The organism is Natranaeroarchaeum aerophilus, from assembly GCF_023638055.1.
Classification (GTDB): Archaea; Halobacteriota; Halobacteria; order Halobacteriales; family Natronoarchaeaceae; genus Natranaeroarchaeum; species Natranaeroarchaeum aerophilum.
Genome location: NZ_JAKRVY010000002.1, coordinates 240,402 through 262,938, shown reverse-complemented (window position 1 = coordinate 262,938; position 22,537 = coordinate 240,402). Strand labels below are relative to the sequence as shown.

19 protein-coding genes and 1 tRNA gene are annotated in these 22,537 nt (G+C 61.7%); 10 read left to right on the top strand and 10 right to left on the bottom strand.

The genetic code is table 11. The features are described 5' to 3' along the window. Positions 1 to 6: 6 nt before the first annotated feature. On the bottom strand, positions 7 to 492 hold the full coding sequence (gene tsaA / locus AArcSt11_RS05695; protein ID WP_250595362.1) for a tRNA (N6-threonylcarbamoyladenosine(37)-N6)-methyltransferase TrmO: 486 nt from the start codon (positions 490 to 492) through the stop codon (positions 7 to 9). A gap of 123 nt (positions 493 to 615) precedes the next feature. Between tsaA and AArcSt11_RS05690 the strand changes: the two genes are divergently transcribed. Further along, positions 616 to 948 (top strand): carboxymuconolactone decarboxylase family protein, encoded by a 333-nt coding sequence (locus AArcSt11_RS05690; protein ID WP_250595361.1) that lies wholly within the window; start codon positions 616 to 618, stop codon positions 946 to 948. 14 nt (positions 949 to 962) lie between these two features. On the opposite strand, the gene sucD is transcribed toward AArcSt11_RS05690, so the two are convergent. From sucD to AArcSt11_RS05675, 3 genes are all read right to left on the bottom strand, one after another. Beyond that, positions 963 to 1,832, bottom strand: coding sequence for a succinate--CoA ligase subunit alpha (sucD, locus tag AArcSt11_RS05685; protein WP_250595360.1), 870 nt, complete (start codon positions 1,830 to 1,832; stop codon positions 963 to 965). Then, on the bottom strand, positions 1,832 to 2,980 hold the full coding sequence (gene sucC / locus AArcSt11_RS05680) for an ADP-forming succinate--CoA ligase subunit beta (protein WP_250595358.1): 1,149 nt from the start codon (positions 2,978 to 2,980) through the stop codon (positions 1,832 to 1,834). Before sucC ends, sucD begins: the two co-directional genes overlap by 1 nt. 102 nt (positions 2,981 to 3,082) lie before the next feature. Continuing rightward, positions 3,083 to 4,099 (bottom strand): flippase-like domain-containing protein, encoded by a 1,017-nt coding sequence (locus tag AArcSt11_RS05675; RefSeq protein ID WP_250595356.1) that lies wholly within the window; start codon positions 4,097 to 4,099, stop codon positions 3,083 to 3,085. A 167-nt stretch (positions 4,100 to 4,266) separates the two neighbouring features. On the opposite strand from AArcSt11_RS05675, the gene AArcSt11_RS05670 reads away from it, so the two are divergent. From AArcSt11_RS05670 to AArcSt11_RS05660, 3 genes are all read left to right on the top strand, one after another. Then, positions 4,267 to 4,351: transfer RNA gene (locus tag AArcSt11_RS05670), tRNA-Leu, on the top strand. Positions 4,352 to 4,670: 319 nt separating this feature from the next. Then, positions 4,671 to 6,575 (top strand): DEAD/DEAH box helicase, encoded by a 1,905-nt coding sequence (locus AArcSt11_RS05665; RefSeq protein WP_434803494.1) that lies wholly within the window; start codon positions 4,671 to 4,673, stop codon positions 6,573 to 6,575. Between the two features lie 118 nt (positions 6,576 to 6,693). Continuing rightward, entirely contained in the window at positions 6,694 to 9,201 is a 2,508-nt protein-coding gene (locus AArcSt11_RS05660) for a COG1470 family protein (protein WP_250595354.1), read from the top strand. On the opposite strand, the gene cysS is transcribed toward AArcSt11_RS05660, so the two are convergent. After that, the gene (cysS, locus tag AArcSt11_RS05655; RefSeq protein ID WP_250595352.1) at positions 9,198 to 10,637 is read right to left on the bottom strand and encodes a cysteine--tRNA ligase; all 1,440 of its coding nucleotides are present in this window, start codon (positions 10,635 to 10,637) and stop codon (positions 9,198 to 9,200) included. The two genes, AArcSt11_RS05660 and cysS, sit on opposite strands and share 4 nt — an antisense overlap. 184 nt (positions 10,638 to 10,821) lie before the next feature. Between cysS and AArcSt11_RS05650 the strand changes: the two genes are divergently transcribed. Continuing rightward, positions 10,822 to 11,715, top strand: a complete 894-nt coding sequence (locus AArcSt11_RS05650; protein WP_250595350.1) for a DNA-3-methyladenine glycosylase family protein — start codon at positions 10,822 to 10,824, stop codon at positions 11,713 to 11,715. Between the two features lie 12 nt (positions 11,716 to 11,727). On the opposite strand, the gene AArcSt11_RS05645 is transcribed toward AArcSt11_RS05650, so the two are convergent. Beyond that, the gene (locus AArcSt11_RS05645) at positions 11,728 to 13,188 is read right to left on the bottom strand and encodes an RtcB family protein (protein ID WP_250595348.1); all 1,461 of its coding nucleotides are present in this window, start codon (positions 13,186 to 13,188) and stop codon (positions 11,728 to 11,730) included. Positions 13,189 to 13,390: 202 nt separating this feature from the next. Between AArcSt11_RS05645 and AArcSt11_RS05640 the strand changes: the two genes are divergently transcribed. From AArcSt11_RS05640 to AArcSt11_RS05630, 3 genes are read left to right on the top strand one after another with little or no spacing between them, the layout of a single operon-like run. Then, the gene (locus AArcSt11_RS05640) at positions 13,391 to 16,546 is read left to right on the top strand and encodes an outer membrane protein assembly factor BamB family protein (protein ID WP_250595346.1); all 3,156 of its coding nucleotides are present in this window, start codon (positions 13,391 to 13,393) and stop codon (positions 16,544 to 16,546) included. A gap of 4 nt (positions 16,547 to 16,550) precedes the next feature. Next, entirely contained in the window at positions 16,551 to 17,465 is a 915-nt protein-coding gene (locus AArcSt11_RS05635) for an ABC transporter ATP-binding protein (RefSeq protein ID WP_250595344.1), read from the top strand. Continuing rightward, entirely contained in the window at positions 17,462 to 18,415 is a 954-nt protein-coding gene (locus AArcSt11_RS05630; RefSeq protein ID WP_250595342.1) for an ABC transporter permease, read from the top strand. The genes AArcSt11_RS05635 and AArcSt11_RS05630 overlap by 4 nt, the downstream gene beginning before the upstream one ends. Before the next feature lie 3 nt (positions 18,416 to 18,418). Here AArcSt11_RS05630 and glmU read toward each other — a convergent pair whose 3' ends face one another. Then, positions 18,419 to 19,621 carry a bifunctional sugar-1-phosphate nucleotidylyltransferase/acetyltransferase gene (gene glmU, locus AArcSt11_RS05625; protein WP_250595340.1) on the bottom strand — a complete coding sequence of 401 codons (1,203 nt, stop codon included), beginning with the start codon at positions 19,619 to 19,621 and terminating at the stop codon, positions 18,419 to 18,421. Between the two features lie 173 nt (positions 19,622 to 19,794). On the opposite strand from glmU, the gene aglJ reads away from it, so the two are divergent. Beyond that, positions 19,795 to 20,709 (top strand): S-layer glycoprotein N-glycosyltransferase AglJ, encoded by a 915-nt coding sequence (gene aglJ / locus AArcSt11_RS05620; RefSeq protein ID WP_250595338.1) that lies wholly within the window; start codon positions 19,795 to 19,797, stop codon positions 20,707 to 20,709. Here aglJ and AArcSt11_RS05615 read toward each other — a convergent pair. Further along, a complete protein-coding gene (locus tag AArcSt11_RS05615; protein ID WP_250595336.1) occupies positions 20,706 to 21,032 on the bottom strand; it encodes a hypothetical protein in 327 nt (108 codons plus the stop codon). The two genes, aglJ and AArcSt11_RS05615, sit on opposite strands and share 4 nt — an antisense overlap. 101 nt (positions 21,033 to 21,133) lie before the next feature. Here AArcSt11_RS05615 and AArcSt11_RS05610 point away from each other — a divergent pair, with 101 nt between their 5' ends. Next, the gene (locus AArcSt11_RS05610; protein ID WP_250595334.1) at positions 21,134 to 21,343 is read left to right on the top strand and encodes a ribbon-helix-helix domain-containing protein; all 210 of its coding nucleotides are present in this window, start codon (positions 21,134 to 21,136) and stop codon (positions 21,341 to 21,343) included. Here the strand turns inward: AArcSt11_RS05610 and AArcSt11_RS05605 are convergent. Both AArcSt11_RS05605 and AArcSt11_RS05600 read right to left on the bottom strand, forming a co-directional pair. Next, on the bottom strand, positions 21,331 to 21,774 hold the full coding sequence (locus tag AArcSt11_RS05605) for a JAB/MPN domain protein-containing protein (RefSeq protein WP_250595332.1): 444 nt from the start codon (positions 21,772 to 21,774) through the stop codon (positions 21,331 to 21,333). The two genes, AArcSt11_RS05610 and AArcSt11_RS05605, sit on opposite strands and share 13 nt — an antisense overlap. A 39-nt stretch (positions 21,775 to 21,813) precedes the next feature. Beyond that, entirely contained in the window at positions 21,814 to 22,494 is a 681-nt protein-coding gene (locus tag AArcSt11_RS05600; protein WP_250595331.1) for a hypothetical protein, read from the bottom strand. Positions 22,495 to 22,537 lie beyond the last annotated feature (43 nt).

Genomic DNA, 22,537 nt, shown 5'->3' with positions numbered 1-22,537 from the left:
AGCGGATCACAGAAACCGGTCATCTGCTGTTTTCGCCTCGACGTCCTCGTGACTCTCCGCAACCCACCCGTCGTCGGTGGACGAGGGAATATCGAACCCCGAAACGAGCGGTTTGATATCGAGCAACGGCGTTCCGTCCACTACGTCGACATCCCCGACAGTGAGCTCGTTGTCGTCGATAGATTCCACGGAAACAACTGACAGCCCGATCCGGTTAGGGCGACGCGGAGCGCGAGTTGCAAAGAGTCCGCGTTCCGTTTCGTCGAGGAACGGCTCTACACTCATCGAGGCACCGTCCTCGCCGGCGTGAAAGTGATACAGGAGGATACAGTGTGAGAACCCGTCGAGATCAGTTAGACCGTCGGCGTACTGGGGGTCGAGGACTACTGTCCCCCGCGCTGCTTCGTCCCCCGACGGCTGAATCGGCATTCCGTCGGGGTCTTCGAAGGGGGTATAGATCGTTCCGATAGGCTCGTACTCGACAGTTTCCATGGCCGAGAGCTATCGCTCAGCAGAACATCAATCCTCCGAAGAGCGCCGATTTTTTCGCAAATTCGCTGGTCACTCGATGAACGAACCCAAGCTATCTTGATAGCGCGCCGCGATGGTACGTGTATGGCTGACGAAATCGACGATACGGACGAACTGCCGTCAGTGCCGGGTCGACTCGCAAGCGAACAGCCCGACGTCTGGGAGGCGTACTCGGACCTTGGCAAAGCCTGTTCGGAGGCCGGCCCCATCGACAACGAGACGAAACGACTCGTAAAGCTCGCGCTGGCAGTCGGCGCGCAATCGGAGGGTGCGGTCCACTCCCACACTCGGCGCGGGCTCGACGAGGGGATCGATGCTGACGCACTTCGACACGTTGGGATCCTCGCGATCCCGACACTTGGCTTTCCGGAGGCAATGGCGGGGCTCAGCTGGATCGACGACTTCGCAGAAGAATAGAAGAACGGCCGCTGTTACAGCAGGTCTTCGACGGCGTCGGCGACCTCTTCGGGCGTGTCGCCGACCGGGACGCCGGCGTCGTTGAGCGCGTTGATTTTGGACTCCGCGGTCCCAGTACCGGAACCGGAGACGATCGCACCGGCGTGGCCCATCCGTTTGCCCGGCGGTGCGGTGCGGCCCGCGATGAAACCGGCGACCGGCGTGTCCATATTCTCGGCGATGTAGGCTGCCGCCTGCTCTTCGTCCTCGCCACCGATTTCGCCGCACATCACGACGACGTCAGTATCGGGGTCGGCCTCAAACTCCTCGAGGGCGTCGATGAAGGTCGTCCCGATGATCGGGTCCCCGCCAATGCCGATGGCGGTCGACTGGCCGAGGCCGCGATCGGTGAGGTTGTCGACAACCTGGTACGTGAGGGTACCGGAACGGGAGACGAGACCGACGTTACCCGAGGAGAAGATGTTCCCGGGCAGGATACCGAGTTTCGCCTCGCCGGGTGTAATGAGGCCGGGACAGTTCGGTCCGATCAGTTTCGTATCGGTTTCGGAGAGGCGTTTGTTCACCTTCGCCATATCCTGGGTTGGAACGCCTTCAGTGATGGCGACCGCAAGGTCGAGTGGCGAGTCCAGTGCCTCGAAGATGGCATCGCCAGCAAAAGCGGGTGGGACGAAGATTACCGATGCGTCGGCATCTTCTTTTCGTGCTGCTTCGTCGACGGTATCGTACACCGGCACGCCGTGGACCTCCTGCCCACCGCGGCCCGGCACCGCACCGGCGACGACGTTGGTCCCGTACTCGATCATCTGTCCGGCGTGGAACTTGCCTTCCCCACCGGTGATCCCCTGCACTACGACGCGCGTATCATCATCGACTAGAACGGACATTATTCTTGCACCTCCGTTGCGTACTCGACCGAGCGTTGCACCGCATCCTCCAGCGTCTTCTCGACGGTTACGAGGTCCTCATTGAGGATCTCCATGCCCTCCTCCCAGTTGGTCCCGGCGAGTCGCACGACGACCGGTTTGGGAATCTCGTCGAACTGTTCGAGCGCGCTGTTGATCCCTTTCGCGACCTCGTCGCCGCGGGTGATCCCGCCGAAGATGTTGAACACGACCGAGTCGACGTTCTCGTCGGAAAAGACCATATCCAGCGCGTTGGCGATTCGCTCGGCCTTCGCGCCACCGCCGACGTCGAGGAAGTTGGCGGGTTCGCCGCCGTAGTGGTCCACGAGGTCGAGAGTCGTCATCACCAGTCCTGCACCGTTGCCGATGATGCCGACGTTGCCCGAGAGGCGGACGTAATCGAAGCCGTACTCGTCGGCCTTGGCTTCGAGTTCGTCGCCGCCGGCGGAGTCGTCTTCCATCTCGGCGAGTTTGGGCTGGCGGAACAGCGCGTCCTCGTCGATGTTCATGACGGCGTCCGCAGCGATCACTTCGTCGTCCGCTGTAACCATTAGCGGGTTGATTTCGGCTTCCGTGGCGTCGCTGTCGGCCCAGAGCTGATAGAGTGTCCGCAGGACCGAGGCGACGTCAGTTGCGACCTCGCGGTCGACCCCTGCCTCGAAGACTGCGCGGCGGGCCTGATACGGGAACATCCCGAAGGCCGGATCGACGTGCTCGCGAACGATCGCATCGGGATCCTCCTCGGCAACCTGCTCGATATCGACGCCGCCTTTGGTCGAAACCATCGCGACGGGCTTGCCTTCGCTACGGTCCATCGTGATGCCCAGATAGAGTTCGTTGACGAAATCGACCGCACCTTCGACGAGCACGCTGTCGACGTGCAGCCCCTTCAGATCCATCCCAAGGATCGAGTCGGCGGCTTCGCGGGCCTCCGCTGTGTCGTCGACGAGTTTGATCCCACCGGCCTTTCCGCGTCCACCGACCTGTACCTGTGCCTTGATGGCGACCGGATAGCCAATCTCGTCTGCCGCCTCGACCGCCTCGTCGACGGTCTTCGCGAGCGTCGACGGCGGCGTCGGAATCCCGGCGTCGGCGAACACCTGTTTCGCCTGATATTCGTGTAGCTTCATTCTAACTCGTCATTTACTTTCGCAGAACCCGAGTTAGTAGTGTCGAAACGTGGCGCTGGTGACCACACCGCTTGCAGGCACCCACGAGAAGCAGCCGGCAGTTCACGCCGTCTGACTGGACACCGATAGCGACGCCGAACAGAGCCCACCAAGCGCGATGGTCTGCCAGTAGGCAGTCAGCCGGTAGAGAATCGCAATCGCAGTGGCGGTCGCGGGCGAGAGGCCGACGAACAGCGAGATCATCGCGGCGAGCACGAGTTCGACCCCACCCAGCCCCCCAGGGAGGGGAACCAGAAACCCGAGCTTGCTCAGCGCGACGACCAGGAACGCAACCCCGAGCGGGATGTGGGTCCCGAGCGCGAGCGCGACGATGTAGACGGGAAGCATGAGGAAAAACCAGCCGACGTGGGCGTAGACGACTGCAATCGCCACGCTCCGGCGGTCTTTCGAGACCAGGTCGAGCGTTTCGTAGAATCCGGCCAGCCGGTCGCGCACCGCTTGCTCGCTGATCCGGTCGGCGAGGCCTGTCGACACCTGGGCGACGAGCCGGCGAGTACCCGCTGCAACCCCCACCAGCCCGCGCTGGACGACCCCGCGTCGGGACCAGAAAAGGACCAGCAGGATACCGATTACCGCGACGAGAAGCGGGATAGCGACGTAAAAGAGTCCCAGGTCCGGCAACTGTGGTTGCTGGACGACGAAGTACAGGAAGCCAACGCCACCGAAGCTGTAATAGGGTACGTAGTTCAGGAAGTCCGCGCTCACGACCGTCGCGAGATCGGACTCGTACTCTGCTTCGGTGTACTGGGCGAGCACGTACGCGATCCCCGGTCCTGCAGCGACCTGACCGTACGGCGTGACGTACTTGAGAAACATTCCCGTCAGGAAGATCCGAAGGACGAGCAGATGCGAGACTTCCTCGCCAACGACACCCAGCAGTCGGGACCAGACCAGACTCCGGAACACCTGACAGACCCCTGCGGCGACGAACGCGAGCGCGTAGATCGGTAACGAGGCGTCGCCTGCAGCAGCGAACACCTCGTCCCAGCCGACCGCATAGACGAGCAACAGGAGCGCGACGGTCGCTCCGGTAAATCCCACCAGCAGACGACGATCCATTACCCCCACCCAACAAGTCGAGTCACAAAACGTTTGATCTTCGCCTCGCCGTGACTGACCGACAAAAACCGCGGTACGACTCCGCGTGGTAACGACTGTCCTCCCGCCGACAAACGAAAGCCCTTTTATCCACCCGTGGAATAGAACGGAGTGCAGCAAGACAGCGAGCGTGGGTAGCCAAGCTAGGCCAACGGCGCAGCGTTGAGGGCGCTGTCCTGTAGAGGTCCGCCGGTTCAAATCCGGTCCCACGCATCGCACTGGCGGTAACTCCGCCGAAGTCGATGCACGGTGCATTCCTCTTGGGACTGCACCCACGCACAACTTCTCACGGAGCAAGCATCGAAGAGCGATCAGTACGAGTCCGGCATGAATACCTCCAAACCCACCAGCGAGCGATAGCTCTACTGCGACGTTACCACTCCCACACGCCCCAACGTCCAGCGGCGGTGGCCGAGGCGCGCTGTATGCGCGCCGACGGGGAAGGGCAGGCGGCGCTGGCTGTCAGGCAGAATCGAGAGTGATCGATAGACGACGAAACGCGTTTGACCGCCGCACCCGCTAGAACACGCCAGTGACAGACGACGAGTCCCCGCCTGCTGACGAAGAAGTAGAGGAGACCGACGAACCGCCCGAGAATTCGGACGCAGTCGACGACCCCGCCAGAACCCTCTCGATGCGTAGCTTCCACGACGCCCTCGAAGCGTTCGGTCGGCCGGTCGTGACCGCAAGCGAAGTCGCCCGCGAGCACGACTGGAGCCAGTCCGAAGCGATGGGCGCGCTGGAGAACCTCACGGCCGCGACGGACGTCCAGCGCGTCGAAGTCGGGACCGATCCGGTCGTCTGGTTTCCGACCGACTGGGGCGAGCTTGCCGACCGCGAACGCGTGATTCCGTTTCCCAAACGCCGCGAGATCGTCGTCGACAAGCCGACCCAGTTCACCCGCGCACAGCTCTCACAGTTCGCCCATCTCGTCGACGTCTCCGGCGCGGAGGCCTACCGCTACGAGATCCGCAAGGAGGATATCTGGCAAGCACCCTACGAGAGCTTCGATCGCCTGCTCCGTACTGTCCGACAGGTACTCCCGGACCGCCAGCCAGAACTGGAAGAATGGATCGAAGACCAGTGGCGACGGGCCAGACAGTTCCGCCTCCGCACGCACGAAGACGGCTACACCGTCCTCGAAGCCGTGAGCGCCGAGTTGATGGGCAACGTCGCCAGACAGGAACTCGACGAAACTCAGCTCCGGGCACCCATGTCGGATACCGAGAGCTGGGTCGCGGAGGGCTCGGAAGCCTCGATCAAGAGAACGCTCTACGACGCCGGCTATCCTGTCCAGGACGACCGCGATCTGGAAACGGGTGACCCGCTCGACGTCTCGCTCGATCTCGACTTGCGAGGCTACCAGCGAGACTGGGTGAATCGGTTCGTCGACGCTGGGTCGGGCGTGCTCGTCGGCCCGCCCGGAAGCGGCAAGACCATCGCCGCGATGGGGATCATGGAAGCCGTCGGCGGCGAAACGCTGATCCTCGTCCCAACCCGCGAACTGGCAAGTCAGTGGCGCGACGAACTACTCGCCCGGACCAACCTCACGTCGGAGCAGATCGGCCAGTATCACGGCGGCGCAAAGGAGATGCGACCGGTCACGATTGCGACCTACCGTACCGCGGGGATGGACCGACACCGCTCGCTGTTTGACAGTCGCCGATGGGGACTGATCGTCTACGACGAGGTCCATCACGTCCCCTCTGACATCTACCGGCGAACCGGGGAGTTACAGAGCCGTCATCGACTCGGGCTTTCGGCAACGCCGATTCGCGAGGACGAGCGCGAAGCGGATATCTACACCCTCGTGGGGCCGCCGATCGGCACCGACTGGGACGAACTGTTCGACGCGGGCTATGTGCAGGAACCCGAAGTCGAGATCCGGTACGTACCCTGGGACGAGGACGTCTATCAGTCGGAGTATGCTACCGCGGAGAGCCACGAAAAACGTCAGTTGGCGGCCGCCAACCCCGTGAAGATCGACGAGATCCGATCGATCCTCGGCGAGCATGGCGACGCGAAGACGCTTGTCTTTGCCGACTACATCGATCAAGGCGACGCGCTTTCGGAAGCGCTCTCGGTTCCGTTCATCAGCGGCGAGATGCCCCACGCCCGACGGGAGAAACTGTTCAGCCAGTTCCGACAGGATGAACGAGATATATTGATCGTATCGCGCGTGGGCGACGAGGGAATCGACCTTCCCGACGCCGATCTGGCGATCCTTGCGTCGGGACTCGGGGGGTCACGCCGCCAGGGCTCCCAGCGCGCCGGGCGTACGATGCGCCCCGCTGGGAAGTCGCGGGTGTACGTGCTTGCGACCCGTGGGACGACCGAAGAGGATTTCGCACAACGCCAGTTGCAGCATCTCCGCTCGAAGGGGATTCGGGTCCAGGAAGTCGACAGCGAGCGCGTAAACGAAACGGCAGTTGAATGATGTTTTCGACCGACGGTTCCGAATTACGTTACTAATGCAGCCACTATATTTAGCGCGTCAGACGTAATTTTCACACTTCGAAATATTTTAGTAATATAAGAGTAAACATATCATCAACATGAATTGGGAGTCTCTAACAAACCGGGAAGACCGGGGTATTACTCCCGTCGTTGCCGTAATATTGTTGTTCGGCCTCGTCGCGATGGCAGCGACGCTCACTGTGATCGCTGGTATGAGTCTGATGGAGACGATTCAAACTGAGACGGAGATCGAACAAACGCAACAGAGCTTTGATGTCACGTCACAACAACTGCATCAGGCTGTTGAGTCCGGCGATCCGCAAGGGTTACCCGATATGGACGGCTCGGCTGAATTGAAAACGGGAACCACAACTATCGAATTCAAACGGGCAGACGTTGATTTCAATGAGGACAACTACAATACTGCTTGGGAAGAAACAACGACCCCGTACGAGATTAATATAAATGCTGTCGAGTACCACGTTGACGGTACCGACGAGCGATTCGTCTATGAAGGAGGGGGCCAGTGGCGCGTCTCGAACGATCATACCTCGGTCCAGTCCGCACCCCAATTCCGGTTCTCATACGACGAGACACTCGGTCTCGATGTCTCGTTGACAAACGTGGATGACTCCTCGCAGATCTCCGGAAATGACCTCACCGCCCACTCGGAAGGCCCTGGAGCAAGCTCCATCGACGAGTCAGAACTACGCGACGTTCTGGAGCACGATGGTACCGATTCAGGTGACGATATCGTCATTGAGATCGAAACCGAGTATTATCAGGCGTGGGAAGAGGCACTCGATCGACATAGTGATCTCGATCATGAGGATGTAAAATACTATCACGATCGAGAGGCTGGCGTACTCCGAGTTGCGATCGAAGAGTTGGCGGTTGAGCAGTCGCCGACGTTTAATATCGAATCGATTGATACGATAACCCCAAACGTTGAATATGGCGATAGCCTCGAAGTCGAAGTGAAAGTGAAGAACGTCGGTAATACAGAGGGAGACACCGATGTCGATATGACGATTGCTGATTCTGCTTCCGACCGCGAATCAATAAACGATCTGTCGCCGGGAGATACTGAGACAAGCCACTTCACATTCAAAACCCAAGGCAATGATACGGAACTACGCGACGTCGATGGGATTAACAATAAGAAACACCAGAATATCGATCAGTACGACGAATACGAGTTCGAGATCGAGACCGCAGACGATAGTGGGACCGGTAGTTTCCTGTTCAGCTACGAGTGGGAGTTCCTTCGGATCGAAGATCACAGCTACGATGCAGAATCGGGCGTCGTGACTGCCGACTTCACTAATATTGCAGGCGACAGTCGAGACTACGATATCACGTTTCTGCTCGAAGGTGAGAGCGAAGACGGCGAGGTCGAAATCTCCGAAGAACGAACTCTCGATGACGTCTCACAGCTCTCCTGGGAGGAGTCAACCTACGAAATGGATATCAACCAGAGTCGGCTACCGTACGGCGAGTACGAGTACACAGTCGATGTCTCCGATACGAACTTCCCCTCTGCGCAAAATAATAATTCCGACGAAAGTATTGCCAGTGGGACCTTCGAATTGAATGCAGGCGACGGTGTAGGTACGGAGCCCGGTGAAATCGTCGTTAATGAACCCACTGATGTTGGCGTGAACTTAATTGGGACGGAAATCTCGGCAGAAGGGCAGGACTGGTGGGGCAATTGGCAAAAGCAGTGGGGTGCTGTAACTGCCTCTGCTGTCGTTGGTGACACCCGATATCGGTTCATGCCAGACGGCTCTGTCGAAGAGATAGCGTATGATGATCCACATGATACTGGTCCCGGAGAGCAGATGGAGGATTTCAACTTGAATACTTTCGGCACTCAGGAAAACGTATATAACTTCGAGGAATCGATCGAAGAAGGATCAGTTTCAATCGAAGCGACGTACTGGACATGTGACAATTACCAGTACGTAGGAAGCGACCAGTACGAAAACCGTGGTTACGACCACTACGAATGCACTGATTTCGGAGAACCGATAACGGCAGATGTTACAGACGGTGACGTTGATCCTGACGCCGGGTTCATTATGACACGGGACCAAACGCGTAATGAGCTGCCGGATATTGAGGAAGGATTCGACCGGCAGCGCAGTGTACAGGAGGTATTCGACGACGGAACCGAAGACATAGAACTGGAGAACGGGGAGCTCCAGCTTGGCGCCCAAGACTTCGCGTTTATGATGGAAGTAACGATGGACCAGACCGAACTAGCGGACGAATATGACCATCCGAACGGTTACGACGGTGACTACTCGGATACATTCAATTCGGACGATCAGACACTCGCCAACCAAGCAGCGTGGGACATCGCGCAGGATTACCGGCACACTGCACAGTCCGAAACTGGCGACCCCAACTTCAACGACGTCATCGGGTACGTCGAGGTTGATCCCGGCGAGTCGTATGTCGAAAACGAGGACCCGCTCCACAGCGATCCAACGCTCGATGGCGAACAACGGACGGTCAATACGGAAACGAGTGACGTGAGTGGCGGAGCCGGTGATGGCACAGGCAACGTCGACGTCGGTGTCGACGAGATCGTGATCAGCTAAAACCGGTACTCCACACCATCGTCGGAATCCTCGACCGTAATCCCGAGTCCCTCTAAATCGTCCCGAAGCGCGTCAGCCCGCTCGTAGTTCCCTGCCGCGCGTTCGTCCTCGCGGACGTCCAGCACGAGTTCAACCAGTTCCTCGGCGAGTCGGACGTCACCGCCCGTGTCGCCGTCGAAGGCGAAGCCCAGTGCCTCGCCGCCGAGCGTCTCGAAGGCGTCGATGGCATCGGTGAGGCCCTGATAGTCGTACCGTTTGCCCTCTGTGTGTTTGTTCACCGCACTGGCGATTTCCAAGAGCGCGGCAATCGCCTCCCGGGTGTTGAAGTTATCGTTCATCGCGGCCTCGAACTCCTTCCGGGCATCTTCGACGGTGGCGCGGAGCTGTTCGTCGACGACTTTCGTCCCGGCGTCGGGGCTGTCGGCGGCCTCGACGGCGGTCCGGTAGCCACGGTCGAGGCGCTCCCAGCGCTCGACAGCCTCATCGAGGGCCGCCTCGCTGTAGGTCTGTTTGCTGTCGAAGGCCGCCGACAGCAGGAACATCCGGATGGCGTTCGGGCCGAACTCGCGTACCGCGTTGCGGACGGTAAAGAAGTTCTCCAGGCTGGAGGACATCTTCTCGCCCTCGGTTTCGAGCAGGTTGACGTGGAGCCAGTAGCTGGCGAAGCGTTCGCCGGTCGCGGCCTCGCTCTGGGCGATCTCGTTTTCGTGATGGGGGAAGATCAGGTCCTGGCCGCCGACGTGGATGTCGATCGAGTCGTCCAGATGGGTCGTGCTCATCGCCGAACATTCGATGTGCCAGCCGGGGCGTCCCTCGCCCCACGGCGAGTCCCAGGTCTGCCCGCCAGGGGCGGCGTCGTCCGGGTGGGCCTCGCCCGCCTTCCAGAGCGCGAAGTCGGCGGCGTTGTGCTTCTCCGAGCGTTCGTCAGGGTCGCCCTGTGATTCGATCTCGTCGAGGTCCTGGTTCGAGAGCTTGCCGTACTCCTCGAACGTCGAGACGTCGAAGTACACGGAGCCGTTTGCCTCGTAGGCGTAGCCACGCTCAAGCAGGGTCTCGACGAGGTCGATGATCTCGGGGACGTGCTCGCTGACACGGGGGTAGACGTCGGCACGCTTGAGGTTGAGTGAGCGCATGTCCTCGATCGTCTCGCCGACGAAGTGACGAGCGACCTCTGGTTCGGTGTCGCCAAACTCCTCGCCGGTTCTGGCGACGATCTTCTCGTTAACGTCCGTGAAGTTCTCTACGTGGCGGACGTCGTAGCCCAGCTGCTCCAGCCAGCGATGCATCACGTCGACGTGGACCCACGAACGGGCGTGACCGAGATGTGGGAGGTCAGAGACCGTCAGGCCACAGTAGTACAGGAGCACCGAGTCGGGATCCTGTGGCTCGAACGGCTCCGTCTCGCCCGTCAGGGAGTTCGTGACCTGCAGCGTCATCGTGTCGGTAGTTCAGCCAGCGGGCGCTTGAATCCACCGACTGCGGGAGGCGGGCGCTGTGCTCGGGGGCGGGCTACCGACAGTGCTGCGATATCGTGCTGTAACATTGTGACGTTCTATACAATATAACACTACAGCGGTCGACTCGAAACCCACAAGCCCCCCTCGTCCTACCCTTCCGGTAATGCCCACGGGTGCGATACCGACGGCCTCGTTGTCTGGCGGAATGGATCTTCACGTCACGCTCGAAAGCGGCCAGTCGTATCTCTGGCGGCGCGAGGACGGACGGATGTACGAGAACGATAGCGAGGGCTCTCCCTGGTACTACACCTTCGTCGACGGCGATGTGATCCGGGTCAGACAGACCGATGCTGCGATCGAGTGGCACGCCAGCACGGACGCCGAGGGGCTGGTCACGGAGCTGTTGCGACTCGACGACGACTTGCAAGGGATCTTCGCGGCCGCGCCCGACGAGCCGATGCTCGGCGAGGCCTACGAGTACGCAAAGGGGCTGCGACTCGTCGACGACCCGCCGTTTCCGACGCTGATCTCGTTCATTCTCTCCCAGCAGATGCGCGTCGAGCGCATCCACTCGATGACGACGACGCTGGCCCGCGAATACGGTCGAGAGATCGCGTTTGACGGCCGGACGTATCATGCCTTCCCGACACCCGAGGAACTCGCGGTCGCAACCGAGTCCGAGCTCCGAGAGCTCGGACTGGGCTATCGTGCGCCGTACGTGGTGCGGACGGCGGAGATGGTCGCCGACGGCGAGGCCGAGCCGACCGAAGCCATCGGCCTCCCCTACGAGGACGCCCGTGAGAGTCTCACCCGGTTCGTCGGCGTCGGTGACAAAGTCGCTGACTGTGTCCTGTTGTTCTCGCTTGACTATCTTGAGGCGGTACCGCTGGATACGTGGATCAAAACCGCAATTGAGGAGTACTTTCCCGACTGTGACCGCGGCAACTACGCCGACACCTCGCGGGCGATTCGGCGTCGGTTCGGCGTCGGCGACGGCGACAACTACGCGGGCTACGTCCAGACGTATGTGTTTCACTACCTCCGGACGCGGGCGTAGGCGAGGGGATCGCTATCCTTTGATATTGCACACGGGGAACGTCCGGGCGACTTTGTCGCCGATCCCGAGCGCGTCCGAGACCCGGACGACTTCGTCGACATCCTTGTAGACGCCGGGTGCCTCCTCTGCCACTGTTGCCCCGCTCTGTGCTTTCACATACACCTGCTGAGTCTCGCGCAGATCGTCCTGAACGTCGCCGCCCCAGAACTCGTTTTTGGCCTGCGTCCGGGACATGAGACGCCCCGCGCCGTGTGCTGTCGAGCCGAAAGTCTCTGCCATCGAGTGCTCGCCGCCGCGCAGGACGTAGCTGCCCGCGCCCATGCTGCCGGGGATGATGACCGGCTGCCCGACATCACGATAGGCCGCCGGAACCTCGGGATGGCCAGCGGGAAAGGCTCTGGTAGCGCCCTTCCGGTGGACGTACAGCTCCCGGTCCTCGCCGTCGACGGTGTGGGTCTCCTTCTTGGCGATGTTGTGGGCCACGTCGTAGAGCAACTCCATCTCCATTTGCTCCCACGGCCGGTCGAAGACGCGCTCGAACACCCGCCGCGTGCGATGCATGATCAGCTGGCGGTTCACCCACGCGAAGTTGATCGCGGCACACATCGCGCCGTAGTACTCCTCGGCGAGCTGTGAGCCGGCGGGCGCGGCCGCCAGCTCCTTGTCCGGCAACTGGTCCAGGAGCCCGCTGTGGGTTTTTTCGATCTTACGGAGGTAGTCGTTGCAGGTCTGGTGACCGAGCCCACGGCTCCCGCAGTGAATGAGGACGACGATCTGGTCCTCGCGAAGGTCGAACTCCTCGGCGACGCCCTCGCGGAAGACGTCCGTAACGCGCTGGACTTCGAGGAAGTGATTCCCGCTGCCGAGGCTGCCGATCTGGTTTTTCCCCCGATCCTTCGCCTTCTGGGAGATCGCCGAGGGGTCGGCATCGGGACGCCGACCTTCGTCCTCGCAGGCTAGCAGGTCGGCCTCGACACCGTAACCCTCCTCGACGGCCCACTCGACGCCCTTGTCGAGGATGGCCTCGATGGTATCGATGCCGCTCTCGACGATGCCGCCGCCGCCAAGACCTGATGGTACGTTGGTAAATAGCGAGTCGACGAGCTCCTCTTCGTGACCCTTCACGTCGTCGTACGTGAGGCTGGTCGTCATCATTCGAACTCCGCAATTCACGTCATAGCCAACCGCTCCCGGCGAAATACAGCCGTTCTCGGCGTCGAGTGCGCCCACGCCACCTACGGGGAAGCCGTAACCCTGGTGCCCGTCGGGCATACAGATGGCATGTCTGGTAATTCCGGGGAGATGTGTGGCGTTTTTTAGCTGCTGGAGCGTCTTGTCCTCGGAGATCTCGTCGAGCAACTGCTCGCTGGCGAGCACGCGCGCCGGGGTGCGCATATCGTCCTCCTGTGGAATCTCCCAGACGTAGTCCCGAACCTTGTGCAGGGTGATCCCGTCCGCGTCGTACGTGGTCATACTCGTGTATGCAACCCGGACGGCCCAATAGGTTACGACCTAAGTCCGTCGTTTTCGATCCCAATCTCGTAGCGACTATCGGGTAGCTATCATTGGTCCCGACGATAATTAACTGGTAACCACACTTGAATATACCGAAAAATATAAACATTACTCTTTATCTTAGATTTAGTATGTTTAGGAACCGGAAGGGGTGGTACTCGTGTCGAAACGCCAGGCGATAATCGGGATCGCCTTCGTGGTCGCCGCGATACTTCTCGGCGCAGCAGTTGGCGGTGTCCTGGCTGCGGACGGTGAAGACGGACCGATCGGTCCCGACACGACAGTAGAATGGGACGCGCAGATCGACCAGCCGGCCCATTCCGTGGACGGGGAACTGATGATCCCGGCCACCATCGAGGGTGACGTGACGATGCCGCCTACCCACGTCGGCGACAACGTCGTGGTGGGAACCGACCGGGGGCTCTACGTGATCGACAACGGTGAGATCGACCAGTACATCGATACGCGACCGGTGAAGGACGTCTCCAACGTCGGTGATGACCGTGTTGTCGTGCTCACTGACGACGACCAGTTTGCGAACGTTCTGCTGGTCGATCTTTGGAACGGCGAGATCATCTGGTCCGAGTCACACGAACGAACCGTCTATAGCAACGACTTCGGCTTCGTCGACCGACAGGTGCCTGCGTTCGACGCCGCGCCGATCGGCGATCGCACCGGTGACGGCACTGACGACGTCGCCGTCGCGGCTGGCAAGTCGATCATCGCTCTGGGCGGCGAGGACGGCGAGCAGCTTTGGCAACATGACCGCTCGCACAACGTCTGGGAGCTGGCGTACGATGGGGACCGCCTCTACGCCGGAACGCAGGGCGGCACCCTTCTCGGTCTCGATCCGGATGGAACGGAGCTGTACGACGAGCAGGTCGCGGGGACGTTCACACACGACCAGATGGGTGAGATCCCGCATTCGGTCTGGAGCGTCGAGCCGACAACGGTCGACGGAGCGGAACGGCTCGCCCTCTCGACCGAGGACGGCCAGGTCGTCCTCGCGGATCGCTCGGATGGAACGGCAATCTGGAGCGAACAGGTGCTCGAACTGGACGACGACAGCCTCGAGACCTACTACCGCGGGGATGAACGAGCCGGCTATCCGACGCTGCCCGGCGACGCGAACTTCGAGAACGTCGAGCTGATCGTCGCCGAGGACGCCCTGATCGCTGTCGTCCAAATCGAGGCACAGCCGGATAACCGCAACTACCGACCCGAGACGACTGCACTGCATCGACTCGATGTCGGGTCGGGCGATATCGTTTGGTCGGATACCGAAATAGACTTTGAGGGGGTTGGGAACGTCGCGTATAGCGAGGCAGCCGGAGGGCTACTGGTGCCCGAACCGCCAGACGAGGACGGCCAGCAGGTCGACGTGCTGGGACTTGACGATGGCAGCGTTACCACGACATTTGCGGTCGACACCGTCCCGGGGGCGGACCCGCGGGGCGGACCGAGTAGCGGGACCGGCTACGTGGGTGCCGCCGGGGACGACATCGCGATTACCGCTGCCAGCGGCGATCTAATTGCGATCGATGGTGACGCCGAACGACAGTGGGGCGTCCCCTCGATCCGTTCTATTGACCCGGTCGTCGCCGACTTCACCGGCGACGGCATCGACGACTACTTGCTCGTCTCACAGAACCAGCGACAGGGTGGCGTCCAGTCGCGAAGCCTCGTGCTCAGGTCCGGCACTGATGGGAGCGTGGTCTGGTCGGAAATACTCGATACCGGCGAGTTCCTGGAACAGGGCGGTCACGAGTTCGTCCGCGTCGTCGACGACGGGAGTGGTGGTGCCGATCTGATTACGGTCCGGCAGCCGGACTATACGGATGGAGATCCCAGTGAGCTCCCACCCGGGGAGCTCTTGCGACTCGACGGCAGTGATGGAACCGAACGTCTCAGCATCGACCTCGTCAACCAAGACGGCCATCAGTTACAGGCAGTCTCGATGGACGTGCTCGGCGATGTCACCGGGAACGGCAACGTGAACGTGCTGCTCGGTGACCGTCAGTTCGTGTACGTGGTCGATACAGAAACGGGTGAGACCGTCTTCGAGCGCACGTATCAGGCACGTGGTCCGGACGCTCCTGAGGAGTTCCAGCCCGTCGACGGGAACGACATTCGGTACCGTGCAGTCGGCGGTGACGAGCCGTCCCACGTCCTCGCGATCTCGCGCTCCGACGCTAATCTCGCAGTGCTGGAGCCGGAGTGGACTGGCGACGAACTGGAGTTCGACACGGTCCGGCAGGGATCGATCGAGGGTGACCGCTCCGGGCAGACCGATCTGCGGATACTAGGAGATCTCACCGGTGACGGCTACGACGAACTGCTCGTCGACATCCGTGACGACGATACGGAGGCAACGATCATCGCGCCTGGTGATCTTTCCGTTCCCGCCACGTTCCAGCGATCCGATCGGCTCTCCGTGTCGGTGAGTGATGACGTCCTGATCGCCTTCGAGGACGAGGGCGGCGAGGGCCGGCTCTCGGTGTACGAGGGCGTCGACGAGCGCTGGAGCCAGCAGCTACAGCCCAGTTCCGTCGTCCGGGACCTCGAGTCGGTAACGGTACCGACACCCGCCACGGTCACGGGTGAGGGAGTCGACTCGGTTGCGGTAGTCGAGACCCCACGACACGGTGGACAGGGTGTAAGAGTAAACCTGCACGACGCCACGGGCACTGTCACGGAAACCATCGACCTCGAACCGTGGGTGGAAGGCACGACCGCGGAGTCAGAAACCGGGATCACTGCCCAGTCGATCCCTGATCAGACCGGCGACGGAACGCCCGAACTCGGGATCGTAGCGAGCACGGATGGCACTGCTTCGAGTGTCCGGTTCTACATCGTCGATCCGACCGAAGGAGAGGTTCTGCTGAGCGGAGACGGCACCGTCGCCGAGTTCGTCACGCTCGACGAGGAGGTCGGTCTCCTGCGCGGGGACGGTAGCCTTCGGACCGTCAACCCCGACGATGGCGTGACGCTCTCGACGAGCGAGACTGACGAGGGACAACGGATCGAGTGGACGTTCGACGCCGATCGGGAGTACGTCTCGACATTGACGGTCGATGGCGTTCCGGTGGCGATCACGACGGAAACGGCGACCGACCTCCGGCTTCCGGACGGCACCCACGAGGTCGAGATCAGGGCAACCAGCGCGGATGGCATCACGATCCACGACTCGACGACGGTGACGGTCGAGGAGGGGTCAAGTTCGCATCTGTTCCTGTATGCGGGCACAGGCGTCTCGATCGGCGTGCTGTTCGGGATCGGGCTGGTTCCGACCGTGCTCAGAAAGGTGAGAGGGTGATACCATGATGATCGAAACGACGAACCTCACGAAAACGTTCGGTGACGTACGGGCAGTCGACGGGATGGATCTCGCGGTCGAAGAAGGGAGTCTCCACGGCTTCGTCGGCCCGAACGGGGCGGGGAAGACGACAGCCATGCAGATGCTTGTTGGACTGCTCAGGCCGACAGAGGGAGAGGCCTACATCGATGGCGAGAAAGCCGGGACGATCGCAGCCAAAGAAAAGATCGGCTACGCTCCCCAGGAGCCGGCGTTCCACGAATCGATGACGGCAAAACGGTATCTGGTCTACATGGGAAAGACCGCAGGGATGGGCTCTCGGGCGAACGAACGGGCGGACGAACTGCTCGACTGGCTCGACCTGGCCGACGCGGCGGACCAGACGATCAGTGGGTTCAGCGGCGGGATGCGACGCCGACTCAGCCTGGCACAGGCGATGATCCACGAGCCGGAGCTGCTGATCCTCGACGAGCCGACCGCCGAGCTCGACCCGACGGGTCGTCGGATCATCATCGAGTCGCTCGAGGAGTTGACTGAGGAGGGAATTACGGTGTTCGTCAGCAGCCACGTCCTCGCGGAGCTGGAACAGTTCATCGACACCGTGAGTATCCTCCGGGACGGACAGCTCGTCGAGACGAACGACGTTTCGGCCATCCAGTCGGAGTACGGCGGTCAGGCGTTCTCGGTCGAGACCTCCGACGACGAGCGTGTCGTCGCGCTGATCGAGGGACGCGAGTGGATCTCCGAGGTCCGTATCGAGGGCGATGCGATCATGGTTGCGACCGACCAGCCCGACGAGTTCAAAAGCGAACTGCAAACGCTGCTGGCCGAGGAGGGGATCCTGCTCGAAGGGCTCTCCGAGGAGGGCAGCCTCGAGGAGGCCTTTGCCGACATCATGGCTGGAGGTGAGGCGGAATGATCGCTGGAGGCGTGGTCGTCATGCGCAAGTCCCTCGATGACTTCTCGAATCCGCTGTACTTGCTGGGCTTTCTGGTCGTCTACGCGGGGGTGGGCGCGTTCCTTGCGATCGGAGTAACACAGGCCGCACCCGACGAACTGGCGACGATGCCCCTCCACGTCCAGGAACAGGAGCTTGCGGCGGCGTTCAGCCAGCTGGCCTTCCTCTGGGGCGTCGGAATCCCGATGATGGTGCTGGTGAGCGTGCTGGCGGCAAACGGCATCGCAAAGGAGTCCCAGACTGGGACGCTCCGGATCCTGCTGAGCAAGCCGATCCGACGCTGGGAAGTCCTGGGCGGGAAGTTCGCCGCAATCTTCCTCTTTACCGTTCTCACGATGCTTGCAGGGATTCTGCTGAGCGCGGTGCTCGTCTTTCACTTCCTGGGGGCCGATCTCGCTGCTGTCAGCCCGATGGCACTGGGCGGCGGCGTCTGGGCACTCGTCCCGGGAATCCTCGTTTACGCGCTGTTCGTCGGCTTCGTGACAGGGGCAGTCGGAACCGCGCTCGCCGTCCTGACGGGGAGCCGGATGGGGACGGTACTTGCGACGCTGTTGATTCCCGTCGTCTTTTTCGCGTTTATTCCTGTCCGGCTACTCGCGGGAGCAACGATCTACGTCGACTACCGGCTGTACTTCGTCGATCTGAACTACCACTTCGGGAACGCGTTCGTTTTCCTCCTCGAAGCACTCGGCGTGGAGTTCAGTCCCACAACGCAGTCTGCCCTGGGATCGGCAACTGGCGTCTACGATACGGCCGGAACCGGCGTCGACCCGCTCGTCGGCGGGATGGAGGCGTCGGTACCGCTTGCGGGTCACGTCCCGCCACTCGTGTCGCTGCTCGGACTACTTGTCGGCGCTGGCGCACTGCTCGCTGCCGCAGTCGTCTACTTCGAGCGCGCCGATATCCAGTAGCACCTACAGCCCGTCTCCCCGATCCGACATCACCGACTCGCCGGGTCGGGTCATCGCGCCGACGCCGAGTTTCGTGCCCGCGTTGAGGCTCGTGTTGATCCCGGTTTTGACGCCGTCGGCGAGGACGACACCGAGTTTTCGGCGACCGGTGTCGACCTGTTCGCCCTTGACGGCCATCTTGACTGGCTGATCGTCGTGGCGGAGGTTGGCGACGATGGTTCCAGCACCCAGGTTCGCGTCGGCACCGATAACCGAGTCGCCGACGTAGGAGAGGTGGCCCACGCTCGCACCGTCGAGCAGGATCGAGTTTTTGATCTCGACGCCGTTGCCGACCCGGGCGTTCCGGCCGACCACCGTGGATCCCCGGACGTAGGCGTTCGGCCCGACGTCCGCCCCCGACTGGACGAGCACGGGGCCGTCCAGATAGGCCCCGGACCGGACGCGTGCGCCCTCCTCGATCACCACATCGCCGTTGACCGTCGCGCCGTCCTCGACGTCGCCGTTGATCCGGCGTGAACAGTGTTCGAGGAGATGTTCGTTGGCGTCGAGAACCTCCCACGGCCGGCCGACGTCGAGCCACGTTCCGGTGTGTTCGACGGCGACGACAGTTCGACCGTCGTCGATGGACATCTCGATTGAATCGGTAATCTCGTACTCGCCGCGCTCGCTCCGGCCGGTCCGGTCGATGTACTCGAAGATCTCCGGCTCGAAGGCGTAGAGACCGAGATTGGCGAGGGTCGAAGGCGGATCTTTCGGCTTCTCGACGATGCCGGTCACCCGATCACCGTCCCGCGATATCACGCCGTAGGCGGTCGGATCGTCGACGCGCATCGTCGCAATGGCGTTTGCCTCTGCACCAGCTAACTTCGCAACGAGACCGTCGTCGAGCATTACGTCGCCGTTGAGCGCCAGGAATCGCTCGTCGACGTATGGTTCGGCCTGTCCGATCGCATGCGCCGTCCCGCGTTGTTCTTCCTGTCGAACGTACTCGATCGGCTTTCCGAGGTGTTCGTCGCCGAGATACGAACGGATCGATTCCTCTTTGTAGCCGACGACGAGGACGTAGCCGTCGACGTACTCCGCAGCGATGTCGAGCACGTGCTCGACCAGCGGCTTGCCCGCGACAGGAACCATCGGTTTCGGTCGAGTCGCGGTCAGTGGTCGCATCCGTGTTCCTTCTCCCGCGGCGAGAACCACCGCTTTCACGGCGTTCTCACCCCGCTTACGGAGGGCTGATCCACTTGGCTATTCTCGGACCGATGTGTCGAACTCACGGTTGTATCTCCGCGTACTGGTTTGAATACCTTGGCGTGGGGGCTCGGCCCGAGATGTGCGACGACCAGCAAGGTTTTTGCGGCCGTGGCGAGCATCCGGTAACGATGCCCGAGGACGTCTGTGTGTTGATCCCGACCCTCGACGAAGCCGCAACGATCGGCGATGTGATCGACGGGTTCCGGGCGAACGGCTACGAGACGATCCTTGTGATCGACGGCGGGTCGACCGATGGGACGCAAGCGATCGCACGCGAGCGCGGGGCGGACGTCCTCGAACAGAGCGGTCGAGGAAAAGGACAGGCGGTGATGGAGGCACTCGACCGGATCGAAACCGAGTACGTGCTGATGCTCGATGGTGACGGAACCTATCAGCCGGAAGAGGCGGCGGCGATGCTTGAACCGCTCCGGGACGGGCGGGCGGAACACGTCATCGGCAACCGCTTTGCCGATATGGAGCCGGGCGCGATGACGCGACTCAACCGATTCGGCAACCGGCTGATCAACCGGACGTTCGCTGTGGTCCATCACCGAAACCTCACCGACGTACTCAGCGGGTATCGGGCGTTCACTGCCGACTCGGTCCGGCAGCTCGACCTCTCGGCGAACGGATTCGGGATCGAGACCGAGTTGGCAGTCGAGTGTGTACGACAGGGCATCGACATCGAGGTAGTACCGATCGGCTACGAGCCACGACCCGACGGGTCGGAGACGAACCTGCACCCACTCCGGGACGGCGGAGTGATTCTGCTCACGCTATATCGGCTTGCAAAACTCAACAACCCGATGCTGTACTACGGCTCGATCGGTTTGGCGAGCGGGATGGTTGGGGTGGCACTTGCTGGGTACGTCGGCTATCGCTGGTTCTTCGAGGGCGTGAGCCACGAGGTCCTCGCGCTCCTGTCGGCGTTTACCATCCTGCTGGGCGTCCAGATCGTGATGTTCGGCGTCCTCTCGGACATGATCCTCACGCTCCACCGTGAGCAGCGCCGCCGGATCGAGCGTATTGCGGAGGACGACTAGAAGGGAAGCATGTCCCGAATCTGCGCGAGCAAGCCGACCGACGTCGAATTTCGACGCTCCTCGAACACCGGATACAGCGCGTTGAGCAGGTCCTGTTCGGAGTCGAACTCGGATCGGCCCGTTTCCTCGAGTGCCGTCCGGAGGTCGACGGTGAAGCCGTGACTGTTAAACGGGATGGAGTCGTTCCGGATCGCGTCGACGATCTCGTCGTCGGTCGCCGGAAACGTCAGGTCGGTCTCGCCGAGACGGGCGTCGACCGCCGCGATGCCGAACTCGATGGCGTCGGGTTCCTCACTGCCGTTACTCGGTGGGCGGGCTGCCATATCTAACACAGATCGGTCCCCCCAAATCAACCCTGTGCTTGCCAGCCCTGGGAAACAGTATCGGTCGCAAGGTCTATCGGCCTGCCCACCAACCCCCGAACATGACCGAGTACACTACTGTTTCGATCCCGAAGGATCTCGCGGACCGGGTCGACGAGACGATCGAAGGAACGAGCTTTTCGAGTACCAGCGACCTCGTGCGATTCATGCTCCGGAGCATCGTCATCCAGCACCAGCAAGGCGGCGAACTGACCGAGGCCGAGTTCGAGGAGATCGCCGAACAGTTGAGCGATCTGGGCTACCTGGAGTAGTCGTCCTCGAAGGGGTCAGCGGGCGGGACGGCGTCGAGTACGTCGAGCGATAGTTGCTTGCCCGAGCGGTTGAACGCCCGCACGTCGTCTCGCTCCCAGGGTGGGACGGCGACGAGGATCACCTCGTGCAGATCGTCCTCGCGTGTCACATCGGCCGTCCCGTCGGGATGTGAGAGAAACCGGCCCTGCGTCTGGCGGGGTGGGATGGTAAAGTCCATACCGAAGACGGCGTTTACCGACCGATCCTGCTGTGGGACGTACAGATCCGTGAAGACGGGCGTGTCGGGGTCGAGGTCGTCGGCCCCCTCGAGGTCGCCCGCGGGAGTTATCGAGAGTGCCATGCTCAACGACTCCGGATCCTCCTGGGCAGCGTACTCCAGTAACGCGTCTACCAGCCCCTCAGTCACGAATACCGGTCTATCACGGCTCACTGTGTTGGATTTGAGAGGTGTGGATGTTAACAGTATCGTTCAGAACGGCAACAGCGACCGGGCGGCCGAGAGGTAGAGCCGTGGCATCCGCTTTCGTGACCCCGCGAGCGCGTCCCGCATCGCCCGCGTCGCATTCTCCAGCAACGGTGTCCCATGGCCGACAAGGATCCGTTCGGCCGCAACGTTCTCGAAGGCGTCGCGGGGCGGCGTCCCCCGACGCATCGGGTGGACGCCGATGCGCTCGTCAGCGGTGAGGAAGTAGCTCGCGCGACCAAAGGATTCAGCGACCACGAGCGTGCCGCTGTCGGCGTCGTACAGCGCGACCTCCTTCCAAAAGCGGTTGTCGACGACCGGGATGACCGAGAAGGGCGTGCCCGGCAGGGTGTCGCCGAAACGCTCGATGTCGGCGTCGAGTTCCCCGGCTACATCGTCCATCGACTCGTGGACGTACACGGGGACGTCGTGACGTCGTGCGATCGCGGCACTATCGCGTTTGTGCCGGTCCAGCAGGACGACCACGCCCGCCACCGGGCCGTACTCCGCGATGGCGTCGTCCAGCCTCTCGGCGTCGACCGGATCGACGAGCCAGACCCCCTCGTTGACGACGACCGCGTGGCTGGCGCGTTCCATCCCCTCCTCGGGATGGGCGATCCAGCTCATCCCGCCGTCCCACTCAATCGTCTTCTCTAGCACTGCCTCGCCGCTCGATTTGATAGGCATCTGTCTGTCGAGTACTGGGGCGTCGACGCCGATAAACCCTGCC

Coding starts and splice junctions, on each gene's coding strand:
- tsaA (WP_250595362.1), bottom strand. CDS start 492: ATGGAAACTGTCGAGTACGAGCCTATCGGAACGATCTATACCCCCTTC.
- AArcSt11_RS05690 (WP_250595361.1), top strand. CDS start 616: ATGGCTGACGAAATCGACGATACGGACGAACTGCCGTCAGTGCCGGGT.
- sucD (WP_250595360.1), bottom strand. CDS start 1,832: ATGTCCGTTCTAGTCGATGATGATACGCGCGTCGTAGTGCAGGGGATC.
- sucC (WP_250595358.1), bottom strand. CDS start 2,980: ATGAAGCTACACGAATATCAGGCGAAACAGGTGTTCGCCGACGCCGGG.
- AArcSt11_RS05675 (WP_250595356.1), bottom strand. CDS start 4,099: ATGGATCGTCGTCTGCTGGTGGGATTTACCGGAGCGACCGTCGCGCTC.
- AArcSt11_RS05660 (WP_250595354.1), top strand. CDS start 6,694: ATGAATTGGGAGTCTCTAACAAACCGGGAAGACCGGGGTATTACTCCC.
- cysS (WP_250595352.1), bottom strand. CDS start 10,637: ATGACGCTGCAGGTCACGAACTCCCTGACGGGCGAGACGGAGCCGTTC.
- AArcSt11_RS05650 (WP_250595350.1), top strand. CDS start 10,822: ATGCCCACGGGTGCGATACCGACGGCCTCGTTGTCTGGCGGAATGGAT.
- AArcSt11_RS05645 (WP_250595348.1), bottom strand. CDS start 13,188: ATGACCACGTACGACGCGGACGGGATCACCCTGCACAAGGTTCGGGAC.
- AArcSt11_RS05635 (WP_250595344.1), top strand. CDS start 16,551: ATGATGATCGAAACGACGAACCTCACGAAAACGTTCGGTGACGTACGG.
- AArcSt11_RS05630 (WP_250595342.1), top strand. CDS start 17,462: ATGATCGCTGGAGGCGTGGTCGTCATGCGCAAGTCCCTCGATGACTTC.
- aglJ (WP_250595338.1), top strand. CDS start 19,795: ATGCCCGAGGACGTCTGTGTGTTGATCCCGACCCTCGACGAAGCCGCA.
- AArcSt11_RS05615 (WP_250595336.1), bottom strand. CDS start 21,032: ATGGCAGCCCGCCCACCGAGTAACGGCAGTGAGGAACCCGACGCCATC.
- AArcSt11_RS05610 (WP_250595334.1), top strand. CDS start 21,134: ATGACCGAGTACACTACTGTTTCGATCCCGAAGGATCTCGCGGACCGG.
- AArcSt11_RS05600 (WP_250595331.1), bottom strand. CDS start 22,494: ATGCCTATCAAATCGAGCGGCGAGGCAGTGCTAGAGAAGACGATTGAG.